This is a genomic window from Pedobacter sp. AK017, assembly GCF_014200825.1.
GTDB lineage: Bacteria > Bacteroidota > Bacteroidia > Sphingobacteriales > Sphingobacteriaceae > Pedobacter > Pedobacter heparinus.
Map to the genome: position 1 here is coordinate 46,059 of NZ_JACHCW010000010.1, position 26,348 is coordinate 72,406.

The 26,348-nt window shown below is 41.7% G+C and carries 26 protein-coding genes; 15 read left to right on the forward strand and 11 right to left on the reverse strand.

What is annotated here, in order from left to right:
• Positions 1–8 precede the first annotated feature (8 nt).
• The 12 genes from HDC92_RS15230 (at position 9) to HDC92_RS15285 (ending at position 9,481) form a co-directional block, all read left to right on the forward strand.
• Positions 9–671, forward strand: a complete 663-nt coding sequence (locus HDC92_RS15230; protein ID WP_183875740.1) for a heme exporter protein CcmB — start codon at positions 9–11, stop codon at positions 669–671.
• A gap of 88 nt (positions 672–759) precedes the next feature.
• The gene (gene ccsA, locus HDC92_RS15235) at positions 760–1,419 is read left to right on the forward strand and encodes a cytochrome c biogenesis protein CcsA (RefSeq protein WP_015809025.1); all 660 of its coding nucleotides are present in this window, start codon (positions 760–762) and stop codon (positions 1,417–1,419) included.
• 1 nt (position 1,420) lies between these two features.
• On the forward strand, positions 1,421–1,639 hold the full coding sequence (locus HDC92_RS15240) for a CcmD family protein (RefSeq protein ID WP_015809024.1): 219 nt from the start codon (positions 1,421–1,423) through the stop codon (positions 1,637–1,639).
• A gap of 150 nt (positions 1,640–1,789) precedes the next feature.
• The gene (locus tag HDC92_RS15245) at positions 1,790–3,211 is read left to right on the forward strand and encodes a Glu/Leu/Phe/Val family dehydrogenase (RefSeq protein WP_183875742.1); all 1,422 of its coding nucleotides are present in this window, start codon (positions 1,790–1,792) and stop codon (positions 3,209–3,211) included.
• Between the two features lie 234 nt (positions 3,212–3,445).
• Positions 3,446–3,856: a cytochrome c maturation protein CcmE gene (locus HDC92_RS15250; protein ID WP_183875744.1), complete on the forward strand. Its 411-nt coding sequence runs from the start codon at positions 3,446–3,448 to the stop codon at positions 3,854–3,856.
• A gap of 5 nt (positions 3,857–3,861) precedes the next feature.
• On the forward strand, positions 3,862–6,327 hold the full coding sequence (locus HDC92_RS15255) for a heme lyase CcmF/NrfE family subunit (RefSeq protein WP_183875746.1): 2,466 nt from the start codon (positions 3,862–3,864) through the stop codon (positions 6,325–6,327).
• A gap of 38 nt (positions 6,328–6,365) precedes the next feature.
• Positions 6,366–7,124 carry a Rossmann-like and DUF2520 domain-containing protein gene (locus HDC92_RS15260; protein ID WP_015809020.1) on the forward strand — a complete coding sequence of 253 codons (759 nt, stop codon included), beginning with the start codon at positions 6,366–6,368 and terminating at the stop codon, positions 7,122–7,124.
• Positions 7,125–7,166: 42 nt separating this feature from the next.
• Positions 7,167–7,499 carry a 2Fe-2S iron-sulfur cluster-binding protein gene (locus HDC92_RS15265; protein WP_015809019.1) on the forward strand — a complete coding sequence of 111 codons (333 nt, stop codon included), beginning with the start codon at positions 7,167–7,169 and terminating at the stop codon, positions 7,497–7,499.
• A gap of 26 nt (positions 7,500–7,525) precedes the next feature.
• Entirely contained in the window at positions 7,526–7,768 is a 243-nt protein-coding gene (iscX, locus tag HDC92_RS15270) for a Fe-S cluster assembly protein IscX (RefSeq protein WP_015809018.1), read from the forward strand.
• Positions 7,747–8,301 carry a KdsC family phosphatase gene (locus tag HDC92_RS15275; protein WP_015809017.1) on the forward strand — a complete coding sequence of 185 codons (555 nt, stop codon included), beginning with the start codon at positions 7,747–7,749 and terminating at the stop codon, positions 8,299–8,301. Before iscX ends, HDC92_RS15275 begins: the two co-directional genes overlap by 22 nt.
• A gap of 112 nt (positions 8,302–8,413) precedes the next feature.
• A complete protein-coding gene (locus HDC92_RS15280; RefSeq protein WP_015809016.1) occupies positions 8,414–8,821 on the forward strand; it encodes a hypothetical protein in 408 nt (135 codons plus the stop codon).
• A 90-nt stretch (positions 8,822–8,911) separates the two neighbouring features.
• Complete coding sequence (locus HDC92_RS15285) at positions 8,912–9,481, forward strand: Maf family nucleotide pyrophosphatase (RefSeq protein WP_015809015.1); 570 nt, start codon at positions 8,912–8,914, stop codon at positions 9,479–9,481.
• On the opposite strand, the gene HDC92_RS15290 is transcribed toward HDC92_RS15285, so the two are convergent.
• The 7 genes from HDC92_RS15290 to HDC92_RS15320 form a co-directional block, all read right to left on the reverse strand.
• Positions 9,467–10,384, reverse strand: a complete 918-nt coding sequence (locus tag HDC92_RS15290) for an exopolyphosphatase (RefSeq protein ID WP_183875748.1) — start codon at positions 10,382–10,384, stop codon at positions 9,467–9,469. The two genes, HDC92_RS15285 and HDC92_RS15290, sit on opposite strands and share 15 nt — an antisense overlap.
• Positions 10,384–11,541 carry a molecular chaperone DnaJ gene (dnaJ, locus tag HDC92_RS15295; protein ID WP_015809013.1) on the reverse strand — a complete coding sequence of 386 codons (1,158 nt, stop codon included), beginning with the start codon at positions 11,539–11,541 and terminating at the stop codon, positions 10,384–10,386. The genes HDC92_RS15290 and dnaJ overlap by 1 nt, the downstream gene beginning before the upstream one ends.
• Before the next feature lie 7 nt (positions 11,542–11,548).
• The gene (locus tag HDC92_RS15300) at positions 11,549–12,121 is read right to left on the reverse strand and encodes a nucleotide exchange factor GrpE (RefSeq protein WP_238326486.1); all 573 of its coding nucleotides are present in this window, start codon (positions 12,119–12,121) and stop codon (positions 11,549–11,551) included.
• A gap of 170 nt (positions 12,122–12,291) precedes the next feature.
• A complete protein-coding gene (locus HDC92_RS15305; protein WP_015809011.1) occupies positions 12,292–12,975 on the reverse strand; it encodes a cell division ATP-binding protein FtsE in 684 nt (227 codons plus the stop codon).
• Between the two features lie 2 nt (positions 12,976–12,977).
• Positions 12,978–13,181 carry a hypothetical protein gene (locus HDC92_RS15310; RefSeq protein ID WP_015809010.1) on the reverse strand — a complete coding sequence of 68 codons (204 nt, stop codon included), beginning with the start codon at positions 13,179–13,181 and terminating at the stop codon, positions 12,978–12,980.
• Positions 13,182–13,228: 47 nt separating this feature from the next.
• A complete protein-coding gene (locus tag HDC92_RS25345) occupies positions 13,229–15,151 on the reverse strand; it encodes a gliding motility-associated C-terminal domain-containing protein (RefSeq protein ID WP_183875750.1) in 1,923 nt (640 codons plus the stop codon).
• Positions 15,152–15,186: 35 nt separating this feature from the next.
• The gene (locus HDC92_RS15320) at positions 15,187–16,206 is read right to left on the reverse strand and encodes an acyl-CoA reductase (protein ID WP_183875752.1); all 1,020 of its coding nucleotides are present in this window, start codon (positions 16,204–16,206) and stop codon (positions 15,187–15,189) included.
• A gap of 76 nt (positions 16,207–16,282) precedes the next feature.
• On the opposite strand from HDC92_RS15320, the gene HDC92_RS15325 reads away from it, so the two are divergent.
• Entirely contained in the window at positions 16,283–16,633 is a 351-nt protein-coding gene (locus HDC92_RS15325; protein WP_015809007.1) for a 4Fe-4S dicluster domain-containing protein, read from the forward strand.
• 72 nt (positions 16,634–16,705) lie between these two features.
• Here HDC92_RS15325 and HDC92_RS15330 read toward each other — a convergent pair whose 3' ends face one another.
• On the reverse strand, positions 16,706–17,161 hold the full coding sequence (locus HDC92_RS15330; protein ID WP_015809006.1) for a universal stress protein: 456 nt from the start codon (positions 17,159–17,161) through the stop codon (positions 16,706–16,708).
• A 106-nt stretch (positions 17,162–17,267) separates the two neighbouring features.
• On the opposite strand from HDC92_RS15330, the gene HDC92_RS15335 reads away from it, so the two are divergent.
• Both HDC92_RS15335 and HDC92_RS15340 read left to right on the forward strand, forming a co-directional pair.
• Positions 17,268–18,050: a C40 family peptidase gene (locus HDC92_RS15335; protein WP_183875754.1), complete on the forward strand. Its 783-nt coding sequence runs from the start codon at positions 17,268–17,270 to the stop codon at positions 18,048–18,050.
• 104 nt (positions 18,051–18,154) lie between these two features.
• Positions 18,155–24,094: a carboxypeptidase-like regulatory domain-containing protein gene (locus tag HDC92_RS15340; RefSeq protein WP_183875756.1), complete on the forward strand. Its 5,940-nt coding sequence runs from the start codon at positions 18,155–18,157 to the stop codon at positions 24,092–24,094.
• A gap of 3 nt (positions 24,095–24,097) precedes the next feature.
• Here the strand turns inward: HDC92_RS15340 and HDC92_RS15345 are convergent, their stop codons facing one another.
• Genes HDC92_RS15345 through hisF form a run of 3 tightly spaced genes read right to left on the reverse strand, consistent with a single transcriptional unit; the run spans position 24,098 to position 26,348 of the window.
• Complete coding sequence (locus HDC92_RS15345; protein ID WP_183875758.1) at positions 24,098–24,997, reverse strand: WD40 repeat domain-containing protein; 900 nt, start codon at positions 24,995–24,997, stop codon at positions 24,098–24,100.
• An 8-nt stretch (positions 24,998–25,005) separates the two neighbouring features.
• Positions 25,006–25,596, reverse strand: coding sequence for a bifunctional phosphoribosyl-AMP cyclohydrolase/phosphoribosyl-ATP diphosphatase HisIE (gene hisIE / locus HDC92_RS15350; protein ID WP_183875760.1), 591 nt, complete (start codon positions 25,594–25,596; stop codon positions 25,006–25,008).
• The gene (gene hisF, locus HDC92_RS15355) at positions 25,593–26,348 is read right to left on the reverse strand and encodes an imidazole glycerol phosphate synthase subunit HisF (protein ID WP_015809001.1); all 756 of its coding nucleotides are present in this window, start codon (positions 26,346–26,348) and stop codon (positions 25,593–25,595) included. The genes hisIE and hisF overlap by 4 nt, the downstream gene beginning before the upstream one ends.

Here is a 26,348-nt window from a genome sequence, read left to right on the forward strand (position 1 = left end):
GCCGCTGCATGAATTTACTAAGCCAGGTAAAACATTTGATAAAAAAAGAACTGCTGTTGGAATGGCGTTCCAAATACGCATTAAACGGGGTGTTGTTATATGTCGTATCTACGGTGTTTGTTTGCTTTCTTTCTTTTGTAAGCATTGACAGCAAGCTTACCTGGAATGCACTGTTCTGGATCATTATGCTTTTTGCCTCTATAAATGCAGTGTCAAAAAGCTTTTTGCAGGAAAGCCGGGGCAGGCAGCTATACATTTATACCATTGCAAGCCCGATTGCACTGATCATTTCCAAAACGGTATACAATGTTTTGCTGATGTCGGTGCTGACTTTAATTGCGCTTGGATTTTATATTCTGGTATTCAATTATACACCAGAAGATCCGGGGCTGTATCTGCTTGCTACGCTGCTGGGCAGTTTAAGTTTCTCTACTATATTTACCATGATATCTGCAATTGCATCTAAAGCCGGAAACGGCGGGATGCTGATGGCAATTCTTAGTTTTCCTGTCATCATTCCGGTATTAATCGTGTTGGTCAGACTCACAAAGAATGCGATTGATGGGCTGGACAGGAGTGTAAGCTGGGACGAAGTTGGAATATTGTTGCTGATCAATGCATTGGTTACTGCAGTGAGCCTGTTGCTTTTCCCTTACCTGTGGCGCGATTAAAGTAATTGGAACTTGTTTTTTGCATTTACATGTTTATGATAAAAAAGCCCCATGGCTTTATTACCTTTGTTCCGATTAAGCCTGTATAATGAACAAACTTTGGTGGAAGATATTAGGGTCAGTATTAGTTTTATATACTACCATTGCCGGACTACTTTTGGGTGTACCCCGTTTAGCCATATTAAATGAGACCATACGTAACCTGTATTTTCATGTACCTATGTGGTTTGCCATGCTTACCTTGTTTTCTATTTCTGTTTATTACAGTATAAAGTATTTATTGAGTGAAAATGAATCTGATGATCTGCGTGCTGTAGAAAGTGTAAATGTAGGCATCGTTTTTAGTATACTTGGCCTGGTTACCGGTGCTTTCTGGGCCAGATTTACCTGGGGACAGTTCTGGAGCTTTGATGTAAAGCAAAATTTTACAGCTATAGCGATACTTTTGTACTTTGCTTACCTGGTATTGAGAAATTCCATTGATGAACAGCAGAAACGCGCAAAAATTTCAGCCATATACAATATTTTTGCTTTTCCAATGATGGTAGTTCTGATTATGGTATTGCCGCGTTTGTCCGATTCATTGCATCCGGGAAACGGAGGGAACCCCGGGTTTAACAGTTACGATCTGGACAGTCGCATGCGGGTTGTTTTGTATCCTGCATTTATTGGCTGGTCAATAATCGGTTACTGGATCTATACCATCAGATTTAGGATCAGAACAATAGAAAATAAACAAAACTCATAAAATGAAGAAGCTCATATTTGCCTTAACACTATTGTTAACTTCAGTGGAATTATTTGCCCAATCCAATGAAGTGGAGATGGCTGATACTTTACGCAGCAATGGAAAGATATATGTTGTTGTTTTTTGTATCCTCATCATTCTTATTGGCTTGCTGATCTATCTGTTCTCCCTGGATAAAAGATTAAAAAAAATAGAGGAGAAATCTTCTGCTAAAAACTAATTTTAAATCGTTTAATGCCTGTTTTTGCCTGTAATCTGAGGTAGTGTTAGGCATACACTAAGTAATTATCTATTTGTATTAATCGTTTTTTTTAATGCAATTTTGCATGTATAACTGAGAACTTATTTCAAATTCATAAAAAAACAAATAATGGCTAATACAGCAAATGAGACAAATTTCTTTGCAGATGTCTGCAAGAATTTCGACAGTGCCGCGCAGTTTACCGCCCATCCGGAAGGTTTATTAACTCAAATTAAAGCTTGTAACAGTGTATACCGTTTCCAGTTCCCGATTCGCAGGGGAAATGGATTCGAGGTAATTGATGCCTGGAGGGTAGAACACTCACAGCACATGAACCCTACAAAAGGGGGTATCCGTTACAGTGATATGGTAAATGAGGATGAGGTGATGGCACTTGCAGCTTTGATGACGTACAAATGTGCGATTGTAAATGTACCATTTGGCGGTGCAAAGGGGGGGATCTGTATCAATCCTAAAAACTACACCATTGGTGAACTGGAAAACATTACCCGCCGTTATACGACCGAATTAATTAAAAAGAACTTTATAGGCCCTGGGATTGATGTTCCTGCACCAGATTATGGAACAGGAGAACGTGAAATGAGCTGGATTGCCGATACTTATATGACCATGAACCCTGGTCAGCTTGATGCTTTGGGTTGTGTTACCGGTAAGCCGATTGCTTTACATGGTATCCGTGGCCGTAAAGAGGCTACCGGCCGTGGTGTGGCTTATGCCATACGTGAATGTGTAAGTGTAGCCGAAGATATGGCTAAAATTGGCTTGAAAGCCGGTTTGGGCGACAAAAGAGTTATCGTACAAGGTTTGGGTAATGTAGGATACCACTCGGCCAAGTTCCTTGCCGAGTTTGGGGCTACTATAGTTGGCCTTTGTGAGTTTGAAGGGGCTATTTACAATGAAAATGGGTTTAATATTGACGAGGTATTTGCACACCGTAAATTAACCGGTTCAATTTTGGGATTCCCTGGCGCAGTGGAATTTAAAAATTCTATGGAGGGCCTGGAGCAACCATGTGATATTTTGGTGCCTGCAGCACTGGAAAACCAGCTGACCGTAGAGAATATCAGAAACATTAAAGCAAAAATTATTGCTGAAGGGGCCAACGGGCCAACCACACCGGAGGCCGAGGAAATCTTTACAGAAATGGGAGGTATCATTATCCCTGATATGTATTGCAATGCCGGTGGTGTTACCGTTTCTTATTTTGAATGGTTGAAAAACCTTTCGCATGTAGCTTTTGGACGGATGGAAAACCGCTATGCCGAAAATTCCAACAGGAACCTGATCAACACACTGGAAAGCCTGACTGGTAAAAGTATCCCTGCCGAACACCGTTTAATGATTGTGAAAGGCGCTTCGGAACTGGAACTGGTGAATTCCGGTTTGGAAGATACCATGATCCATTCCTACCATGAGATCAGGGAAACCTTATTGAGCAAGGCTGGTGTTAAAACTTTAAGAACAGCCGCTTTTGTTGGTTCAATTGATAAGATCGCTGTATCCTATATGAACCTGGGTGTTTGGCCATAATACTTAAATAACTGATCAGATCCGCAGTACTGTAGCAAGTGCTGCGGATTTTTTTGTGCTTTTGTCAGAGAACTATCAATAAACTGTCATCAAACCGTTTTGAATATGGACAAAGGGTTTTAGGTACTTATATTTTTTATCTTTGTGGTGTTTCTATTAAAACTTTATTATATCCGTGAGCACATCATGATATCATGACTGTCTCATTACCATTGAAGAAAAATATAAAGAACGATGAAAAAAAGTGCAATTATTGGTTTAATTACTATTGCGTTATGTGTAGGTTTCTTAGTGAGTCTCAGCGCAGATACCAATACCTATTCTACCTTTACAGAAGCTTCTAAAGATCCGAGAGAATTCCATGTAATGGGATACTGGGAAAAAGAAAAAGGAATGCATTATGATGCGCTTAAGGATGCCAACCGTTTTGAATTTTTCATGAAAGACCAGAATGGCAAGGTAAATAAAGTGGTATATGCCGGAACCAAACCACGGGATTTTGAACGTTCAGAAAAATTGGTATTGATTGGTAAAATGGACCAGGATACTTTTTACGCCTCCAAGATATTGATGAAGTGCCCCTCTAAGTATAACAATGACCTGGTAGAGGTCAATAAGGATGGTAAAGTAGAAAAATACAATTAATTTTAATGGATATACAATTTATTGGAGAGAACCTCCTTCCCGGTAAGATCGGCCAGTTTTTTATTGTTCTGGCATTTGCCGCTTCTTTGCTCTCAGCTATGTCGTATTTCTTTGCAGCACGGAATAAAGAGATCGGTGATCAATCCTGGACTCGGATAGGTCGTATATCCTTCTTACTCAACTGGGTTAGTATCATTGGTATTGGTGCAACACTTTTTTATCTCATTCTAAATCACTACAACGAGTACTATTACGTTTATTCGCATTCGTCGAAAGAACTTCCTGTATATTATATTGTATCAGCCTTTTGGGAAGGGCAGGAGGGCAGTTTCTGGCTTTGGGCATTCTGGCAATCGTTGCTGGGAACCATCCTGATCTGGAAAGCAAAATCGTGGGAGAATGGGGTAATGACGGTAGTCGCATTTTCGCAGGTATTTTTAACCTCTATGCTACTTGGTGTCGAGATACTTGGTGAACGCATTGGTAGTTCTCCGTTTATCCTGCTCAGAGATGCATTGAATTTAAAGGAAATGGCACCGATTTTTGCTGATCCTGAAAATTATAAAAACTACCTTAAGTTTATTACAGATGGCAGGGGGCTGAACCCACTGTTGCAAAATTACTGGATGGTGATCCATCCGCCAACCCTGTTTCTGGGCTTTGCCAGCATGGTTGTCCCATTTGCCTACGCTGTTACCGGATTATGGGAAAAAAGGTATAAAGAATGGGTAAAACCCGCAATGCCATGGGCGCTTTTTGCGGTCATGATATTGGGAACAGGGATTATTATGGGTTCTTTCTGGGCTTATGAAGCCCTGAATTTTGGTGGTTTCTGGGCCTGGGACCCGGTAGAGAATGCGTCTATCATTCCATGGCTAACCCTGATTGCCGGGGTGCACGTGATGATTGCCTTTAAAAATACCGGTCATGCCTTTTTTACGGCTATTGTACTCATCTTTATCAGCTTTGTACTGGTACTATATGCCTCTTTCCTAACGCGTAGCGGTGTGCTGGGCGAGACTTCTGTACACTCATTTACCGATCTGGGCATGTTCTGGCACCTGATTTTATACAATGTAGTATTTCTGGGCATTCCGGTAGTATTGCTGGTGCTGCGCTGGAAAGAACTGCCCATTACCAATAAAGATGAAGAAACTTATTCAAGAGAATTCTGGATGTTTATTGGTGCACTGGTGATTACTGTAGCCTGTATACAGGTAATCTTCTCTACTTCAGTACCGGTATTTAACCAGGCTTTTGGAACTAAATTTGCGCCGCCAATAGATGCCATAAAATATTATAACCAATGGCAGGCCCCATTTGCTATCCTGGTTACCATTATATCGGGCTTTTCACAGTTTCTGAAATATAAAAGGACGGATACCCGTAAATTTTACAGCAGCTTAATTGCCTCAGTTGTATTTGCTATTGTAATTACTGCAGCTTTCGTTTACATCACCAATGTGTATCAGAACCTGATGTATATCCTGCTCACCTTTAGTTGTATATTTGCTGTTTTGTCGAATGCCAGAATATTGGGACAGGCATTTGGTGGAAAGCGTAAGCTGGCAGGGGCTGCGGTAGCACACATCGGTTTTGCTTTATTGTTGCTGGGCGCACTGGTTGCTGCGGCAACCAACAAGCCGATATCACTGAATGCCGCGAACTTTATACCCGTTAAGGATTTTGAGAAGGTAGAGAAACCGGGTGAAAATATTGTGCTTTATAAAAATGAGCCTAAAAAGATGGGGCGTTATACGGTTACTTATACCAGTGATACAACCATAGCACCAAATACTTTTTATAAACTTAATTTTAAAGTGATTGATGAAAAGACCGGAAAAATTAAAGAAGATTTTGAGTTGAACCCACATGTGCAGGTGAACGAAAAAATGGGCTTGATTGCTTCTCCGGATACCAAACACTATCTGACCTTTGACATTTATACACACATTACAAGTGCACCTGATAAAAAAGAGAGCCATGAAGACCATGAGGGACACCGTGAGGAAGAAAATTACAAAGCGCCAAGAATTGTAAATGTAGCTACGGGCGATACCTTGCATACCAGTAGCGGAATAATTACCGTGGGTGGGCTAAACAATCAGCCTAAAGCAAAGAGCCTGGTACTTGCACCTGGCGATCTTGCTGTTGGTTTGCCCCTGGAGGTTAATTTGAATGGCAAAATTTATAAAACAGAGCCTATTTTCCTGATTAAAGGAAACAATACTTTTGATTTTGCACGGAATATAGACGACCTGGGTTTAAGGCTGAGATTTACCAAAGTATTGCCCGAACAAAAGAAAGTTGAACTGCAGGTTTACGAAAAACCACAACAGGCTAAAGACTGGGTCGTATTTAAATCTATTGAATTCCCTTATATCAATCTGTATTGGGTGGGTACAATTGTAATGGTTATTGGATTCTTAATTTCTATATTTAGAAGACAAAAAGAAGTTGGAGCAGTATAATTGCTTTGACAAAGTAATCCATTTAAACCGCTATCCCAATGAAGATTGTTTGTATAGGTTCAGGTAATGTTGGCACGCACATGGCCAATGCCTTTAAAGAAAATGAAGCTGATATTGTTCAGGTATGGAGCAAAGATCCCGCGAATGCAGCTGCTTTGGCCTTTGAAACAGGTGCACAGGCCATTGCTGATCTGGAGGATATAGACCTGAATGCCGATCTGTACCTGATTGCTGTAAAAGACGATGCCATTGCAAAGTTAGTTAGGGCCCTTAAAGCCGTAAATGGCCTGGTAGTCCATACTTCGGGTGCTACCGATATGAATGTATTATCGGGTATTAAAAATTATGGCGTTTTTTATCCTTTGCAAACTTTCTCTAAAGAAGAACCGATAGATTTTATTCACGTGCCCTTATGCCTGGAAGCAAATAGTGCCGAAAACCTGAGTGCATTGCGCTTAATTGCGGTTAAGTTAAGTCCGCTAATTTATGAGGTAAACAGTGAAAAACGTAAGATACTGCATTTGGCAGGGGTTTTTGCCTGTAATTTTGTAAACCACATGTACAGGTTGAGCCAGCAGATTGTTGAAAAGCAAGGGCTCGACTTTGAGATATTGCGACCATTGATTATGGAAACTGCTGTGAAGGCGCAAAATGCACTGCCGGAAGATGTGCAGACCGGGCCGGCAGCAAGGAACGACAAACAAACGATACTAAAGCATGAAGAATTACTGCAAAAGTTGCCCCATTTGCTGGAAATCTATAAAATTTTAAGTAATAGCATTAAAAAAACGCGATAATCATGTAATTGCGGTTTTTGGTGCTTATTTTTGAACCAGATTATGAGTATTTTTAAATTAAAGATAAATTTTGAAGAACAGGGAAAAGAAACAATTGAACTACCGATTGCCGGAGGGGAATCGGTTTTAGATGTTTGCCTTGACCATGGCATAGAGCTGCAGCACAATTGTGGCGGCGTATGCGGTTGCAGTACCTGCCATGTATATGTAACCAGGGGTATGGACGATATACAGGAGATCTCTGATAAAGAAGAGGACTTTATTGACAGGGCAGTACGCCCGAAGATCAGCTCGCGTTTAGGCTGCCAGTGTGTGGTGATCAGTGGAGACATTGAAGTGACCATTCCTGACCAGTCTGAATTCTTAGGCCATTAATTATAAAAGATTAAATAAAATATAACATGCAAGACAAGTTTGCCCTGCCAATTTACTGGAACGACCATGAGGATATTGCTCAGGAACTTTATGAAAAATTTGGTGATGATTTTAACGAAGCCAAAATATACCGCATCAGGTTTACCGAATTGTTAGACTGGGTATTGTCGCTACCTAACTTTAAAGGTACGCGTGAAGAAAGTAATGAAGGACACCTGGAGCAGATCCAGTCGGCCTGGGTTTACGAATGGAGAGACAACCAGAAGTAGCACCCATGTTTCTGGAACAGCTAAAGCAGATCACAACCTTCATCTTTGATGTTGATGGCGTATTGACTAACGGTGATATCATCGCGTCTGATTCGGGCGAGTTTTTACGGACCTTTAACATCAAGGATGGTTATGCGCTTCAGCTGGCCGTTAAACGGGGGTACCGGGTTTGTATTATATCAGGTGGCAAAGGCATAACCATGCAAAAGCGCTTTGAAGGGCTTGGCATAACTGACATTTTTTTAGGTGTTTCCGATAAAGTGGCTGCGTACAAAAAATTGCTGGCCAAATACAATCTAACGGCTCCCGAAATTCTATATATGGGGGATGATATCCCTGATCTTAAAATTATGCAGCTTGTAGGTTTGCCCACCTGCCCCTCAGATGCTGTTCCGGAAATCAAGGCCATCTCCCAATACATTTCTCCTTATACCGGTGGTAAAACTGCTGTAAGGGATATTGTAGAAAAAGTACTCAGGGTACAATACAAGTGGTTTGATGAAAATCCTTCTGCCGCTGATTCCGGTAAATAAACCGATTTTCTATTTGCAACAATTATGTTACATTTAGAGGTTAAACCTATTGCAGGGTTATGGTCTCTAACCATTGAGTTTCACATAACTCATAACCATAAAAATATAGACAATGAAAAAATTATTGATGATTTGCGGATTGTTATTTAGTGTAGTAACATTTGCACAGGCACAACAAGGCGGGGGCGACCGTAAAATGTTATCGCCTGAAGAAAGAGCACAGAAAAGTGCAGAGCAGCTGACCAAAAAGTTAAACCTATCGGAAGACCAGAAGGCGAAAGTAACAGCAATCTTTTTAGATCAGGCCGCTACTATGAAAAAAGCGCGTGAAGAAGGTAAAGGTGACAGGGATGCAATGATGGCCAAAATGAAAGCCGTTAACGAAGAAAATGATGTAAAAATTAATGCTTTGTTGAATGACGATCAGAAAAAAGCCTTTGCTGATTGGAAAACAGAAAGAGCTGAGAACATGAAAAAAAGAATGAGTGGAAAAGGACCTGCCGGTGCCGGCGGTCAGTAATGATTTTAAAATATCTAAAATAATAAAAGCGGCCTTGTGTCGCTTTTATTATTTTAGCAGCAGATAAAACAAATATACTGTATTAAAAATATGTATCAGCAAAAACACCCACTTATCCTCGCTTCAAAATCGCCGCGCAGACAGGACTTAATGAACGCCATGAACCTTAATTTTAAGGTGATGTTAAAGGATGTTGATGAAAGTTATCCTGATGGTCTTTCACCTGCAGAAATTGCCGTTTATATTGCTGAAAAGAAAGCTGCTGCATTTGAAGCCGATAGTGTAGATAGTATTGTGGTTACAGCAGATACGATAGTGGCGCTACAGCATGAAATACTGGGTAAGCCTGAGGATGAAGGGCATGCAGCAGAGATGCTGACGAAACTTTCAGGGACGGTTCACCAGGTATATACAGGCGTAAGTTTAAGCTATGCAGGCAAAACCCAATCTTTTTACGATAAAACAGATGTTTTCTTTAACGTACTCAACTCGGCGCAGATCAGGTATTATATAGAACATTATCATCCTTTAGACAAAGCCGGGGCTTATGGGATACAGGACTGGATCGGCCTGATTGCTGTAGAAAAACTGGTGGGGTCTTATACCAATGTAATGGGGTTGCCTACAGAAAAACTGTATAAGGCGTTAGCTGGTTTCTGACTCGCTAATTGCCTGCAGTACACCCATTTTTAAATCATAAGTAGACAGGCTGATGCTGTTGATGCCACTGGCCTCCAGCACATAATCTGTTATAATGGCAGCAATGACAATCATGTCTACCCTTAAGCTGATCAGGTCGGGCATTTGCTCCCTTTCTGCATGTGTGGAAGCAATCAGGTTTTTAGAAAGGGTATGGTAGTTCTGCAGGTCAATGTCTGCAGTGCTGATTTTGTTTAAGTCCAGTTGCTGATCCAGCATTCCTGCAAAGGTTTCGAATGCCCCTGCAGATCCGATCAGCTGCGTTGGTCGGTAAGTGTTACAGGCTGTTTTTAAAGTACCCAGTTCTTTATCTAAATGATCCCGGATAGCCGATTGATCTTTATCGCTGATCGGATCTGAATGAAAGTAGGCCTGCATTAAACGTGCTGCGCCAATGTCATAACTTTTTTTCCAGTGTAATCCATCCGGGTTGCAAATAATGAATTCAGTGCTTCCACCACCTATATCCATAATCAGGCAGGTGCCCTTAATTGCCCCTGTTGCTTTTACACCTTTAAAAATATATTCTGCTTCTTTATCACCTGTAATCACTTCAATGTCAATTCCGGCATCAGATTTAGCGGAATTGACAAAGTTGCTGCCATTGGCCGCGCTACGGATGGCTGAAGTAGCGATGGCTTTTACCACATCCACCTGATATTTTTCTATCTCCCGGTAAAAGCCTTGCAGTGCCTGTAGTCCACGCGCATAAGCTTCAGGAATGATGATGTTATCGTTGATCCTGCCTTCACCCAGCTTTACCGGCAGGTTGGTTTTATAAATGACCTGGATTCCATCAGCTGTAATTTTAGCAATAACAAGATGGAAAGTATTGGTACCCAGGTCAATTACAGCTGCAGTCATTATTCAAAATATTCTTTCATCTTCTCGAAGAAGCTTTTGTCATTTTTTCCTGGCTGGGGTTTAAAATTTGGCGATTCCCTCAGCCTTTCTAAAATGGCCCTTTCTTCTGCGCTTAAGGCTTTGGGTGTCCAGATGTTTACGTGGATGATCTCATCGCCACGGTGATAGGAATTGATCTCAGGAATACCTTTTCCTTTTAAACGTAACAGTTTTCCGCTCTGGGTACCGGGCTCAATTTTAATCTTCGCCTTGCCATCGATGGTCGGTACTTCAGCGCTATAGCCCAAAGCTGCATCTACAATAGATACATGCAGGTCATATACTACATTGTTCCCTTCACGTTTCAGTGTTTCATGAGGGATCTCTTCAATCAGTATGATCAGATCGCCCGGGATACCACCGTTAGGGGCTGCATTTCCTTTTCCGCTCATGCTCAGCTGCATGCCATCGCTTACACCTGCAGGAATGTTGATGGTAATGGTTTCTTCACCTCTTACCACACCTTCACCATGGCATGATCCGCATTTAGCAGTGATCTGCGATCCGCTTCCATTACAGGTAGGGCAGGTAGAGGTGGTTTGCATTTGTCCCAATATGGTATTGGTTACGCGGCGTACCGCACCACTTCCACCACAGGTTTTACAGGTACTTACCGATGAGCGGTCTTTAGCCCCTGTACCGTCGCAGGTTTTACAAACGATCTGTTTGTTTACCTTTATCTTTTTCTCGGTGCCATTGGCAATTTCTTCGAGTGTAAGTTTTACCTTGATGCGCAGATTACTGCCTTTGGCCACACGACGGCCACCACGGGACTGCTGGCCACCGAAAAAGCTTTCGAAAGGGCTGCCGCCACCTCCAAAAATATCTCCGAACTGACTGAATATATCTTCCATATTCATTCCGCCACCGCCATATCCGCCGCCTGAAGCACCACCAACACCTGCATGACCATAATGGTCGTAACGCTGTTTTTTCTCAGGATTACTCAGGACTTCGTAAGCCTCAGCTGCTTCTTTGAATTTTTCTTCAGCTGCTTTATCATTCGGGTTTTTATCCGGGTGATACTTAATGGCCAGTTTACGATAAGCCTTTTTAATCTCGTCTGCAGATGTGTTTCTGGATACACCAAGCACATCATAATAATCTCTTTTGCTCATAAAAATATTAACTACCTACTACTACTTTGGCAAAGCGGATCACTTTGTCGTTTAAGGTATATCCTTTTTCTAATTCATCTATTACTTTCCCCTTCATTTCCTCATTTGGAGCAGGTATTTTAGTAATGGCTTCGTGGTTATCCGTATCAAAAGCGGTATCGATACTTTCTATTTCTTTCAGTCCTTTCTGGGCCAGTATGCCTTTTAATTTGCTATGTACCAGATTAACACCTTCTTTTACCGAATTTACATCAGTAGCAGTTTCCATGGCTTTATTGGCACGGTCAAAATCATCCAGTACAGGTAATAAAGAAATGATCACATCCTTACCTGCAGTTTGCAGCAATTCTATGCGTTCTTTTTGCGTACGGCGTTTGTAATTGTCAAATTCTGCAAATAAACGCAGATATTTATCATTCAAAGCAGCATTTTCCTGTTGCAGTTTTTCTTCTGCGGAAATTTCGACTGTATTTTCGTCAGTAGCTTGGGCAGCTGTTTCAGCGCCTTCGTTTTGCGTTTCTTCTGTAACATTTATCAACAGATCTTCAGCATTAGGTGCTGCAGGGTCCTGATTTTGCATAGTTGTATCTTGATTATCGTGTTTTTTCTTCTTGCTAAACATAGTATAGTAGAATTTTGGTTATAAACTCAAAAGCTTTGCCAATAGGAAATTATCAGTCATGCTGTCAGTTTTAAAATGAAAAGACTGCCTGGAATGGCTGATTAAGAAAATTTTGTCAGAAAACGGGACTAAACAATCTGTGCATCTTCATGGACAATCCCACTTTCGCATTTGATGATGCGGGAAGGGAATGTACGGATGATGTGGTAATCGTGAGTGGCCATTAAAACGGCTGTTCCGCTCTGACTGATCTGCTTTAACAGCATTACAATTTCTTCTGAAGTATCAGGATCCAGGTTTCCTGTAGGCTCATCGGCAAGGATGATCTCCGGATTGTTGAGCAGGGCACGGGCAATTACTACACGTTGCTGTTCGCCACCGGAAAGTTCGTGGGGCATTTTTTTGATCTTGGAGCGCAGGCCAACCTTTTCCAGTACATCCTTGATCCGTTCGGTGATGAGGTTTTTATCGGTCCAGCCGGTTGCTTTAAGCACAAACTCCAGATTCTTTTCAACAGTCCTGTCCGTCAGTAATTGAAAGTCCTGGAACACAATGCCTAGTTTTCTACGTAAAAAGGGTACTTCTTTATTGCCTAGTTTTTTCAGGTCAAAGCCCGCAATCTGTCCCTCACCGTTGCCAATATGCAGATCACCGTAAATGATCTTGAGCAAGCTGCTTTTTCCGGAACCCGTTTGTCCGATTAAAAAAACAAACTCCCCTTTGTCAATATTCAAATTAACGTTCGACAAAACGAGATGTTTTTGCTGAAATACATCTACATTCTTTAAATTTATAACTGTGCTTCCTGTCATGTTCAGATATCTAATTTAGCAATTTGTCCGAAAGGCAAATTATTTACAAAATTCATAATATAAGGCAGTTTGTCGCCCAGCCCCAGTTTTTCTAAGGATTTGTCTGGCCTGTCTACCCTAAAGTATGCCAATAAGGTAAATTTATCATCCCTCAATTGTACATAATCCGGAATCTTGGCAATGCCTTTTACTTTAATAACATACATCGTTCAAAAATAGTATTTCAAAATGAGATTTAAGGTATCTGGCCTATTTATCTGATCAGCATTAATGAACCGGTAAGGGGTTTAAGTTCCGGATTTAAATGAATAACATAATAATAAACGCCTGATGGCAGGTCTTCATTTTTGTATTTCCCGTTCCAGGGTTTTTCATAGCCGGAACTCTCGAAAAGGAGACGACCGTACCGGTTCATTATTTTTACATTTGAATTGGCATAGGTTTCAATTGCAGTAATGTTCCAGAGGTCGTTGATACCATCTCCGTTGGGGCTAAAGGAATTGGGTACAATTACCGTTTTATATACTTTTACCAATACCTGGTCAGCAGCACTGCTGCAGCCGAATTTGGAAATGGCATTGAGCGTGTAGGTAATATCCCTGGTTGGAGCGGCTATCGGGATGAGCTTATAAGGATCATCCAGGCCTTCGGCGGGCGACCAGAAAAAATTTGAATTATCGCCCACAACTCCATCTAAAGTAGTCTGCTGTCCCTCAAGGATTTTTTTGTCGGCACCGGCATAAGCAGTTGCATTTTCATTTACAATAAGGGTAACAGCTGCGCTGGCTTCACAAGCCCCATTGGAAACTGTAACGGTATAAGTTGTAGTGAGCTTAGGGCTGGCCATCGGATTGGCTGCGTTTGTATCGGACAGGCCGGTAGATGGCGACCAGCTGTAGCTGGTTCCGCCGGAAGCATTCAGTTGTACAGCATTACCCAGGCATATAGGGGCAACAGGTAAAATAACAGCAACAGGGCGGGGTACGATTTGTATTAAGGTCTGACCCTCTGCAGTACAATTGGCAGGAGAGGTTATGGTTACCTTATAAAGGCCCTGCATTTGTAGAGCGGCATCATTGATAACCGGCGATGGCTCAGTAGAATGATAACTGTTTGGCCCTGTCCATAAATAAGTAGCCCCTGGAACAGCAGTTAAATTCAATGCAATCTGATCGCCAACACAAAAAGTGGCCACGTTGGGTAAAACAGGGACAGGTAGTGGGTTTACCTGAACTGTGATGGGCAATGACAAAGTTCGGCAGGAGGCCGTATTGAAGTTGATCGGTTCGGCTGCGGCGAGGCGATATTGATAGGTTCCCTTTAGGGCCTGGACAAACTTAACACTGAGGGCTGTACCCGTTTCATTGGGGATGTCATTCCATCCGTTCCCTGTATTTAACTGCCATTGGTACTGAAGTGTAGTTGAGCCCTCTACTTCAACCTTAAAACTGTAATCTTTGCTTTCACCTTCACATAGATGCTGCGTGGTTAAACTTGTGAGATTGACCGATGGGGTTAATTTGGGTCCGCAAGCCCTGAAGGTGATGTCATCTAAAGCAATATCGTTCCCGTTTCCGCCAGGTCCGTTATTGGTAATCCTGATTTTTACCCGGTTCACATTTCCTGTAGTACTAAATAAAAATCCATATTGTTTCCAGTCTGTAGCGCTGCCCTCTGTGATGTCGCCGGTATTATAAGGTGTGGCCAGCGGCTGGTTGTTAAGGCTAAGTATGGAAAATGTAAGGTTCGGTTTTTTGCCACTGTAGGTAAGCAGATTAATTACCCATGCCGCAAATTCGTATGTTGTGTTCGGACAAAGGTCTACCGGTACTTCAGCCTCATAAAATACACCCGGAACATCATTTGCATTCACAATCATCATATAGCCATCCGGATCATTAGGTGTATGGTTGCGGATCTGGTGCCAGTTTCCTACATGCATGCCTGCCGTTGTTTTTGTAATGGTGTAACTTCCATCACTAGGAGTACCGGTACCTACAAAATTATAAGTGGTACTGTTGATTAAAGCAGGGCCATAGTTTGCAGCTCCCCGGCCAAAGTCGTTATTTACAACAGGATCACCTAAAGAACCCACACAGGTCTGTGCGATGCTGCTATTGACGATCCATGTTAACGCTGGTAATAAACAAAAGAAAAGTCTGGCTGTATGGCTCACTATTTTGATGAAAGACTTAAGTTAAGGCTATTTAATTAAATTTTGTTTAAAAAAGCTACGGTATTCACATTATCTGCATAATCCCATAATTTAGGGTTTTGGCTTTGTCCAAATCCTAATACAGGTATATCCAGTTTTAAAGGCAGGTTACTTACTATGCACTGAATATGTGCTGTTTCTTTTCTTAACTTTTTTTCCAGTTCGCTGATGTTGTTATAATATTCAAAATATAAAACGGCGAGTGGCGAGGAGAGGCTTTCACCTTCAGTCAGCAACAAAAAGCCGTTGTCGAAATGGGCTTTCAGGTTGACCAGGTAAATAGATTTATTGTAATCGTAATTGTTGTTGTATTTGAAATGATTGATGATTTCCTTGAAGGGTTCGATAGGCTCGAAAAAGTGTTTAATGTCATATCCTTCAGGGATATAGAGCTTTGATACATTTCTGCAACCTAAACCAAAATAATCGAATATATCGTGCCCCAGCTGCGCCAATTGTTCGCGGCTTTCTTTTCCATCAATTATGGCGATACTGTTCCTGTTTTTTCTGATGATGTTGGGGCCTTTACCAAAATAAAAATCAAAATACCTTGAAGTATTGTTGCTGCCGGTAGCAATTACGGCATCAAAATCTTTCAGTCGCTCTACATAAACAATACGCTCAGTAAGCAGGGGTTCAATGGCAACCAGATGTTTCAACAATGCAGGTAACAGCTTATCATCCGAAGAGGAAAGCTTAATTAAAGCAATGTTTCCTGTAGACAGTACTGAAATCACATCGTGAAAACCAACCAGCGGGATATTTCCTGCCAATATTAATCCCACTTTTTTAGGTGTGTTATTTACTTTAATGTCCTTAAACCATACTTCAAGGTCTTCCTGGTTTAGCATTTTGTGTAAAGCTTTCAATGCCCTTTCTACTTCGGCTGTGGTAAACCATGCATTGCTGTTTGCGGCCGATTGGATGAGATTTTTGAACTCCTGATCGGGATCAATCATAAAGTCGCTAAGTTTTTTTAATGCAATAATTAGTTTTTCGCTATTAAGGATTGGCATATTCCGGGAATTTTTAATTTTATGTGTTATATTTGCTGTTGCAAAGTTAAACTTAGCAATAGATATAGACGAAGACATGGCTATTAAAATAACAGACGAATGCATTAACTGCGGAGCATGTGAGCCTGAATGCCCAAATAATGCAATTTATGATGCAGGCACAGCCTGGAGATTTTCTGATGGTACCAATTTAAACGGTATTATTGATTTTGGAGGTAAGGAAATGGATGCAGAGTCTGCTCAGGAAGCAGTATCTGATGAAGTTTATTATATCGTTTCCGATAAATGTACAGAATGCAAGGGTTTTCATGATGAGCCCCAATGCGCAGCGGTATGTCCGGTAGATTGTTGTGTGGATGATGAAGACGTGCGTGAAACAGAAGAAGAACTATTAGCTAAAAAAGCCTGGTTACACCAGGAAGGATAAGCTGATTTACGATAATAATAAGAAAGGCGCCTTAAGGCGCCTTTCTTATTATATTGTTTCTGCTGCAAAAGCTCAGGCTTTTTCTTCATATTTATTTGGTATAATTAATACCGGGCAGGCTGACTTCCTGGCTACGTGTTCTGCCACACTACCCATCAGGAAATGGTAAATACCAGTACGGCCATAGGTACCGATCACAATAAGGTCAGATCCCCATTCGTCCGACTGTTTAATGATGCCATGTGCAGCACTGTCGATTACACTCAGATAAGTGGTTGGGATACCCTGCCCAAATTTCGTTTCTATTTCTTTTAGCAAAACGTGGCTATTCTCTTCACTGTTGTCGTAAGCCTCTAAAAAAACCGGTGCAAGTGTCAGATCGGGATTAATATTAGCTGGTATGGGTTCTATAATGTTGACCAGTGCAACCTCTGCTCCAAAGGTTTTTGCTACTTCATAACCTGTTTTGGCGGCTTTTTCTGAGCATGTACTGTTATCAACAGCAATTAAAATCTTTTTGAGGTTCATGATGGCTAAATTAAGGGTTAAACTAAAGCAGAAAAATAAATTATCTACTATAAAAATAACAAATTAACCCTATAAAAGTTTAATTTTATAGCATTGATTTTTAAATATGGAACAACAATACGGGATTTGCAGGGTAGCAGTGGCAGCTTTAAGGGCCGAACCATCTGACAAGGCGGAGATAGCCTCACAATTGTTATTTGGCGATCAGGTGGAAATACTCGAACAAACAGACAAATGGCTTTTTATAAGGAATGCTTATGATGGTTATGAAGGCTGGGTAGATTTTAAACAGCTGGGTAGTTTAAGTGCGGAGCAATACGCTGCGCGTCATTACTACGATACATTAGTTCCGGCACAACCTTTAAATGTAATCACTGCTGCAGACGGGGGTAAATACTACCTTTCACCAGGTAGTGTATTGCCTGCTTATGAAAATGGTTGTTGTTATCTGGGAAAAGATAAATTTAATGTTTCCTTTTTGCCCCAGGGTCCGGATGCCCAGGCTTCAACTGAGCGTATAACTGCTACAGCCCTGTTTTTTCAAAATGTACCTTATCAATGGGGTGGAAGAACCTTGTTTGGGATAGACTGTTCCGGTTTTGTGCAGACCGTATTTAAATTAAACGGTATTAAACTAAAAAGAGATGCCTGGCAGCAGGCCGAACAAGGCTCAACCGTAGATTTTTTACCGGAAGTACAGCCTGGTGACGTTGCATTTTTTGACAATACGGAAGGCAGGATTATTCATGTTGGTATCCTGCTCAATGCAAATGAGATTATACATGCCTCGGGTAAAGTTAAAATAGATGCCATGGATAGTGAAGGGATTTACAGTGCCGAACTGGGCAGGTATACCCACAAGCTCAGAATCATTAAACGCTTTATTTAAGTGTTGTCATTTAAATTATTTGGAAATAATTATCAGATAGGTTAAATTGTATTTATTTTTATGGAATTGCTGCTTTGTTGCATCCATATTATAAATACAATGATATGAAGCATCTTTTACGCTCAATTCTGATTGTTGCGCTGGCCTTTAACTTTAGCTTCGCACAGAAAAGATTAACTGTCAGCTCCCACTCTGGCCCCTATACTTTTATTTACAAACTGACAGATCAGGAAGCTTTTAATATAGCTTCTAAAACGAAAAGCATTATAAACGATAGCTTTTTTCATACGCTTGTTGATACTTTTTACAATGCGAACAATAAACCCTACACCCGGAAGCTTCCTTATGGTAATTACCTTTATGTAAGGGCAGTTAAAAACGAACTGTTTTACCGGCTTGGACCGGAAAATAATGTAAATCTCCAGTTCATCAATAACAGAAAAGATTTTCAGTTTAGCCTTACTAATTTGAAGGGCAACCTGATTAAAGATGCTACGGTTAGGGTAGGAAGGGGCAGGAGCATTAAATTTAATGAGCAGGCGGGTTTGTATAGTACCGGATCGGTGGCAAAACTTGCGGTAATTACTGTTAAATATAATGGCGTAAGCAATTATTTTACTTACGATGAAGAAGAAAAAGAAAGACCATACCGTTCGTACAATAATCCTTCTTTCTTTAAAAAACTCTTTAACCCTAAACGATATAGCCGTAACCGGTATGGTAAGGTAGAAAAACCAAAATATACAGGTTATATGGTGTTTAACAAACCTATGTATAAACCTTTGGATTCGGTTAAGTTTAAAACCTACCTGGTTACAGCCACTGGCAAAAGCATTCAGAATAAACCTTTAAGGGTTATACTTGATAAAGATTTTAAAGGAGAGGGAATACTACTGACCACTTTAAAGCCTTATCGCGATGGAGGATATACATACAGTTTTGCACTGACTGACAGTTTGCAACTTAAACTGGACAGAAACTACCGTATCGTTTTGAAAGAACAGCAGGGAAAGGAATGGAAAATGGTTTACCAGGGCAATTTCCGTTATGAAGATTATGAACTGAAGTCGGTTAATTTTATGGTGAGGAGCGACAGAGAAGAACATAGTCCGGGAAGTCCGGTTACCCTGTTTATGAAAGCCAGGGATGAAAATGAGCTTGCCGTTCCGGATGGTCGGGTAGAAGTGGTAGTGAGTACCAATAATGCTTCAGTTTTTTATGACCGAAAGGTCTTTGTAAAGGATACTTTGTGGAAAACCAATGTGGTGCTTGACCCTGTTGGTGAAACCAGGTTGATGTTGCCGGACAGTATTTTTCCAAAGGCGGACCTTAGCTTTTCTGCCCATTTTACCTTTTTAAACAGTAACAATGAACGTCGTACGGCCAGTAAATCATTAAAATATTTGGTTAAAGACCGCAGCATTAAATTTGAATTTCAAAAGGACAGCTTGCGTCTGGATTATCTGGTTAAGGGCAAATCGGTCAGGCAAGAGGCGGTCATTTCTATGGATTATCCTTATGGTGAGGCTACCGATTCTATAAAAATAATGCTTCCGGCAACTATAAAAATGAATTACAGGGGCAGCGACTATGCTGTTAAAATGGCTGATGGATACCGGCAGACCATTTATCTGGAGCATTTGAAACCCGCAATCAGTGTGAGTGCTGTGCAAAGCAAAGATTCTCTAGCTGTATCTGTAAGCAATGAACATAAGGTGCCTTTCTGGTACAGCATTTTTTCAGGTAATAAGGTATTGTTAAAAGGTTATACCACCCGTTTGGATACCCTGATCAAACACAGTTCGGTAAAGGCAGCGCATGTAAAATTGAATTACATCTGGGATGAAGAAGAACAAAGTACCGAAACCAGCGCTTTTTACAGACCTCATATTTTAAATGTTAAACTTTTGGCCCCAGAAGTGGTGTATCCAGGCCAAACGGTAAACATGCAGGTCAAAGTTACCGACCAGAACAACCTACCCATTGCGGCAACAGACGTTACGGCCTACGCCTATACCTCAAAGTTTAAGAATGGCTACAGGGTGAACCTGCCCTACTTTGGAAAAAGTTTTTTTGCCCGTAAGTTAAACCAGAAATTTGCGGCTGAAGACTTGAGTTTATCGGGCCAGCTGCCTCTTGATTGGGAAAAATGGGGGCGGGAGCTGAACCTAGACACGATTGAATATTATAAGTTTAGTCGGACGAAAGACCTGTATGCCATAATGGAAAATGGTGATGGCTCTGATAGTGCTATTGTGGCCCCCTTTGTAGTCAGAAACGGGAACATTGAGCCGGTGCATGTGCTGTACATTGACGATCGTCCGGTATATTTTAGTCAGGCCAGTCAATTGCAGCGTTATGCTTTCAGCGTTAATCCGGGCAGGCATAATATCCGTATGCGTACAGCCTGGTACACGGTTAGTCTGGACGATTTTGAATTGCCGAAAGGTAAAAAGACAATTTTAAGTGTGGCTGCCGATTTGCAAAATACCAAGGCAAAGGTAAGCACGGCCCCTTATACCATGACCAGTCAGGAAGCTGCATTTCTGACCGATTACATGCTGCGTATTGAGAATAATTTTGGTGGTGAAAAAGCGATCCTTACTGCAGGTAATACCGAACATTTGCTGAACCTTCCGGATGTTTCTGCAAATGCAGGCATGCAGCAGCGCTGGCAGGAAGGTCTGACACCGGTAAATCAGGGGAATACTTTACTCGTGGGCCCATTTGCCGAAAATCTGCTCGAGTTTAAATCGGGCGGACTTAATCAGAATTTTTTAAAGGAACCAGGTTATACTTATACCTTTTTACCCGGATTGCTCAAACAAAAATCGTACACCAGCCCGTATGGTTTTAATACCTCCATGAATACAACTACAGGAACCACTGATTATAAGGAATATCCCTTAAAAAAAGGTGAGATAGACAGCCTCTGGAATGCTTACCTTGACCTGCGCAGCAGTACCATACCACTATTTAATAACGGCTACAGTTATGGAAATAATAAAGATTTTGGCCGTTTGGTAATGAAACTGGATACCAGTATTTCAAAAGCGATGCCTTACTTAAAAAATATCATCATTTATAAATCTGATCAGCCCGATTTTTTACAAATTTATCCTGGCAATACAGGCTATTTTAATGCACTGGAAAGCGGTAAATACCGCATCATTTATCTGTTTAAGGACAACCGTTATTTTGTTGCAGAAGGGGTGGTCATCCATGCCGGCGGTATCAATTATTTTGAGTGGAAGGACATGAAAATACTTAAGGCGGATGACCTGAGCAAAAAAATAGACCAGCACATAAAATCTGTAAACATTGGCCGGAACAGTAAAAGACCCGAAAATGTACAGCAAAAAATACTGGAAGATATCAATGGGCAATATTTTGATGAGTCGATCCTGACCGGTAAAATGAGCGGCAGGGTAATTGATGCCGGTGATAAGCGACCAGTTCAGGGGGCGGTAGTGAAAATAAAAGGGGCAAATTATATGACCCGTACAGACGTTGAAGGCCGCTTTGTACTTAAAAGCCCTAAAAAAGGAAAAGTGCTGGTCTCTATGATAGGTTATGATACAAGAGAGGTCAATGTTGTGAATACTGATGTAGGCGACATTAAACTGGATGCAGCCACTTCTGCTTTGGAAGAAGTTGTAGTGGTAGGTTATGGGGTACAGAAAAAACAGAATTTAACGGGCGCAGTCAGCACACTAAGGGAGGTTGCTTTATCGGGTGCCCTGGCCGGCAGACTTTCGGGTAGGGTGGCTGGTATTGCAGTTCCGGGTGCGGAGCAGCAGGTTATGATCAGGGGTACAAGCTCATTGCCTGCCGACAAAAAGCCAATGATCCTGATAGATGGTTTACCATTTGATGGTGATGTGAACAGCCTTGATCCGTCGACAATTGAGGCCATGAATGTACTTAAGGATGCATCTGCGACAGCCATTTATGGTGCCCGGGCTGCAAATGGAGTTATCATTATCAAAACCAAAGGTGGCCTTACCGCTGCAAATGCGGCTGGCGAACTAGTGCAGCAGCAGCAAACCATGCGTACCAATTTTTCCGATTATGCCATCTGGCAGCCTCAATTGTTTACAGATGCTGAGGGAAAAGCAAGTTTTACCGTTAAATTCCCGGACGACATTACGAACTGGACCACCAAACTGATTGCCATGAACGGCCGTAAACAAGGTGGCATTGCCGAAACAGCTATCAAATCTTTTAAAGTTTTAAGTGCCAATTTTGTTTCGCCATTATTTGCCCTTGCGGGCGACAGCATCAATGTGATTGGTAAACTGATGAATTACAGCAATACGGATGAAAATGTGACCCGCAAATTCAGTTATAATGGTGCAGAACTGCTGAACAGCAGGCTTACCTTTAGAAATGCAAAGATTGATACGGTAGCTATTGTAGCCAAAGGCGTAGGTTTAAAAGTACAGGCAGACCACATCAATGTAGCCGACAGCCTGACTTTCGAGTATACAATGAAACAGGAGAATGGTTATTTTGATGGAGAGATCCGTAAAATCCCTTTGTTCCAGACCGGCGTTACCGAAACCAAAGGTTTCTTTAATGCACTGACCCGCGATACTTCCATTACTTATAAATTTGATGCTACCTTGGGTAAAGTTACTTTAAGGGCCGAGGCTTCCTTATTCCCGACACTGCTGGATGAGATGGAGAAGCTGCGCAGGTACGAATACCTGTGCAATGAACAGATGGCCTCTAAACTGAAAGCCCTGTTGCTTGAAAAGTCAGTAAGAAAATATCTTGGCGAAGATTTTAAAGAAGAAAAGAACATCAAATACCTGATTAAAAAGCTGCAGGACAACAAAAGTCCGGAAGGTACCTGGGGTTGGTGGCAAAACAGCGGTGAAGAACTCTGGATTAGCTTGCATGTTGTAGAAAGTTTGCTTGAAGCACAAAAACAGGGCTATGCCGTTGTGCTGGATAAAAACAAGCTTTATCGTTACCTGCTTAATAAAATGGCGGTCGGTATTCATTTTGATCAGGTTTATGGGGTAAAACTGCTCCATCTTTTAAATGAAAAACATGATTTGAAGGACTGGATAACAACTATTGAAAAAGAAAGGGCTGCATTAGAAGCAAAGCATTCAAAAGAAAGAAAGGCCAATTCAGATATTCCGCCTTTGGGTAAACAATCCTTAAATGAAAAGCTGCAACTGATGCAATTGAAACAACTGGCTGGTATGGCGGTAGATATAAAATGGCTGTTGGGTTTAAAAAATGAGACCATGTTTGGCAACAGTTACTGGGGAGAAGAGGGGAACCACTTTTGGGACAACAGCATTCAGAATACCCTGCTGGCTTACCAGATCCTGAAAGCCAATGGTGGATATAGGGACGAACTGGACCGTATTCAGCGTTACTTTCTGGAGCAGAGAAGGGACGGGCAATGGCGCAATACTTATGAGTCTTCTTTAATCCTGGAAACCATATTGCCGGAACTGATGAGAAGCCCCGGTAAAAAGCCGGAACCTGCTTCCATTGTCTTTAACCAAACAGAAACCATTACCAGTTTTCCATTCAGCAGGTTAGTGGCACCCGAGGCTTTAACTCTGGGGAAAAAGGGTGATGCACCAGTTTATTTCACGGCATATCAGCAGTTCAACAATCCGCAACCCAAAAAGGTAAGTAAAGATTTTGGTGTGAAGTCATGGTTTGAGCAGCAGGGAGCTGAAGTTGGCAAACTAAAAGCAGGAACGCTGGCTACATTGCAGGTTGAAGTTGAGGTACGTGCCGATGCAGATTATGTAATGATAGAGATCCCAATCCCGGCAGGCTGTTCTTATGAGCAAAAAATGCAAAGTTTTTGGGATGTTGAAACGCATCGGGAATACTTTAAGCACAAAACATCCGTTTTCTGTACCAAGCTGAAAAAAGGGAAATATCGTTTTGCAGTACAACTGATGCCCAGGTATTCGGGCAATTATAATTTAAACCCCGCTAAGGCAGAAATGATGTATTTCCCGGTATTTTATGGAAGGGAAGGTATGAAACGGATTATTGTGAAGTAGGATTTAAGGATTAAATTCCCAAACCATCACCTGCCGGTCATCGCCGGTAGAGATCAGGTAGCGGCCATCATTGCTCCAGATCAGCTTGTTAATGGAGTGGAAATGCCCGGGTGTATTCTTTTCAAGGCTTAATATTTTGTAAAGCTTAAAGTTTTTGCTGTCCCAAAGCTTGATGCTTTTATCCTGACTACAGGTGGCGAAAAAGGGTGCAGAAGGGTGGAAAGCAATGCTGTAAATCCCGAACATGTGGGCAGGGATCGCAGGTCCGGGACTGTAGTCGGGCAGGTGCCAAACCTTTAACTGTGCATCTCTGCTGCCCGAGATAAGGTAAGTCGAGGTTGGATCGTACTGAAGTGAAGTTATAGGTAAAGTATGTGCTTCCAGTTCTGTAATCAGTCCGTAATCTTCCGAATTGTAAATCCTGATCATACCATCCTTGCAGCCCAGGGCCACTTCTTTTTCATCATTACTGATGGCAATTACCCGCACAGTGTTTTGTATCACCTGGAAGTGATACAGTAAAGAAAGGTCTTTTAACGACCATACGGCAACTGTTCCATCTTCTCCGGTGCTGAGCAACTCATTTTTATGGCTAATGGTCTTGATGTCAAAAACACCCTTTTGATGGTGATTTAGCGTTGCAATGGTCTTTTCCAGCAGCAGATCAAATACCAGGATCACTCCACTTCTTTGTGCAATAAACAGGAAGTTGCTGTGCCGGTGCAGGGCATATACCGAGCTTTGTACCGGTGCCAGTACTTTTACAAAACCCATGCTGGTCAGCGACCATTCTACCACACCTTTGTCATTCCCTGCACTATAAAATGCATTTTCCTCAGCCGCATTGGCCAAGGCATAGATAGGGTTTTGATGCCCGCTAAGGGTGTGGAGGTGGGTGATCATTGATACACTTACTTTTTATGTCTGCCTTCCAGGTTTAATCCAATATCGGCAAGGGTGTTGCCTTTTTCCTTCAGCAATACCAGCAGGTGAAATACCAGGTCGGAACTTTCATTTACAAAATCGGCATCTGTTTCGTTCAATGCAGCAATTACAGTTTCTACCCCTTCTTCACCAACTTTCTGGGCAATTTTATTGAGGCCTTTGCTGCGCAGCTTATTCACATAAGATTCCTCTGAAGGGTGGTCATACCTGTCTTTGATGATCTGCTCCAGTTCAAAAATAAAGTTCTGGTTATAATTGGTTTTAAAGCAGCTGCGGGAGCCGGTGTGACAGGTAGGGCCAACAGGCGATGCTTTAATCAATATTGTATCGTTGTCACAGTCGATATGTGTTTCCTTTACAAAAAGGAAGTTACCGCTTTCTTCACCTTTGGTCCAAAGCCTGTTTTTGCTACGCGAAAAGAAGGTTACCTTGCCTTCTGCAAGTGTTTTTTCCCAGGCTTCCAGGTTCATGTACCCCAGCATTAACACTTCCAGGGTTTGTACATCCTGTATTATTACAGGTACTAAACCCTGTGTTTTTTCGAAATCTATATTCATAACCTTACCGGTATGTTGTGTTTTTTTAATTCTTTTTTCAGATCCGGAATCGGGATTTCACCAAAGTGGAAAACCGAAGCTGCCAGGGCCGCATCTACACCCGTTTCTAAAAATACTTCCGTAAAATGTTCCATTTTTCCTGCACCACCTGAGGCAATGACGGGTATGTTGATAGAACGGGCCACCTTATCCAGCAATAAACAATCAAAGCCATTCTTTGTACCATCATGGTCCATCGAGGTCAGTAAGATCTCGCCCGCACCCAAACCTTCAGCCCTCAATATCCAGTTTTCCGTTTCCAGTTCGGTGAGCAGCCTGCCACCGTTTAAATGCACCATATTGCGGCCTTCTATAAGTTTGGTATCTACGGCAACCACTACAAACTGTACCCCAAAAGCTTTTGCCAGTTCTTCAATTAACAAAGGGTTTCGTACTGCTGCAGAGTTGATGCTGATCTTATCGGCCCCTGCATTTAGTAAAGCTTCTGCATCGGCTACAGTTGTAATGCCTCCGCCAATGGTAAAGGGAATGTTTAGCTGACGCGCAACTGATTTTACCATCTCTATTGTGGTGCCCCGGCGTTCATGGGTAGCTGTAATGTCTAAAAAAACAAGTTCATCGGCACCCTGTTGGGCATATTGCCAGGCCAGTTCAACCGGATCACCGGCATCTTTTAAGTCTACAAAATTTACCCCCTTAACCGTCCGTCCGTCTTTTACATCCAGGCATGGAATGATACGTTTACTTAACAT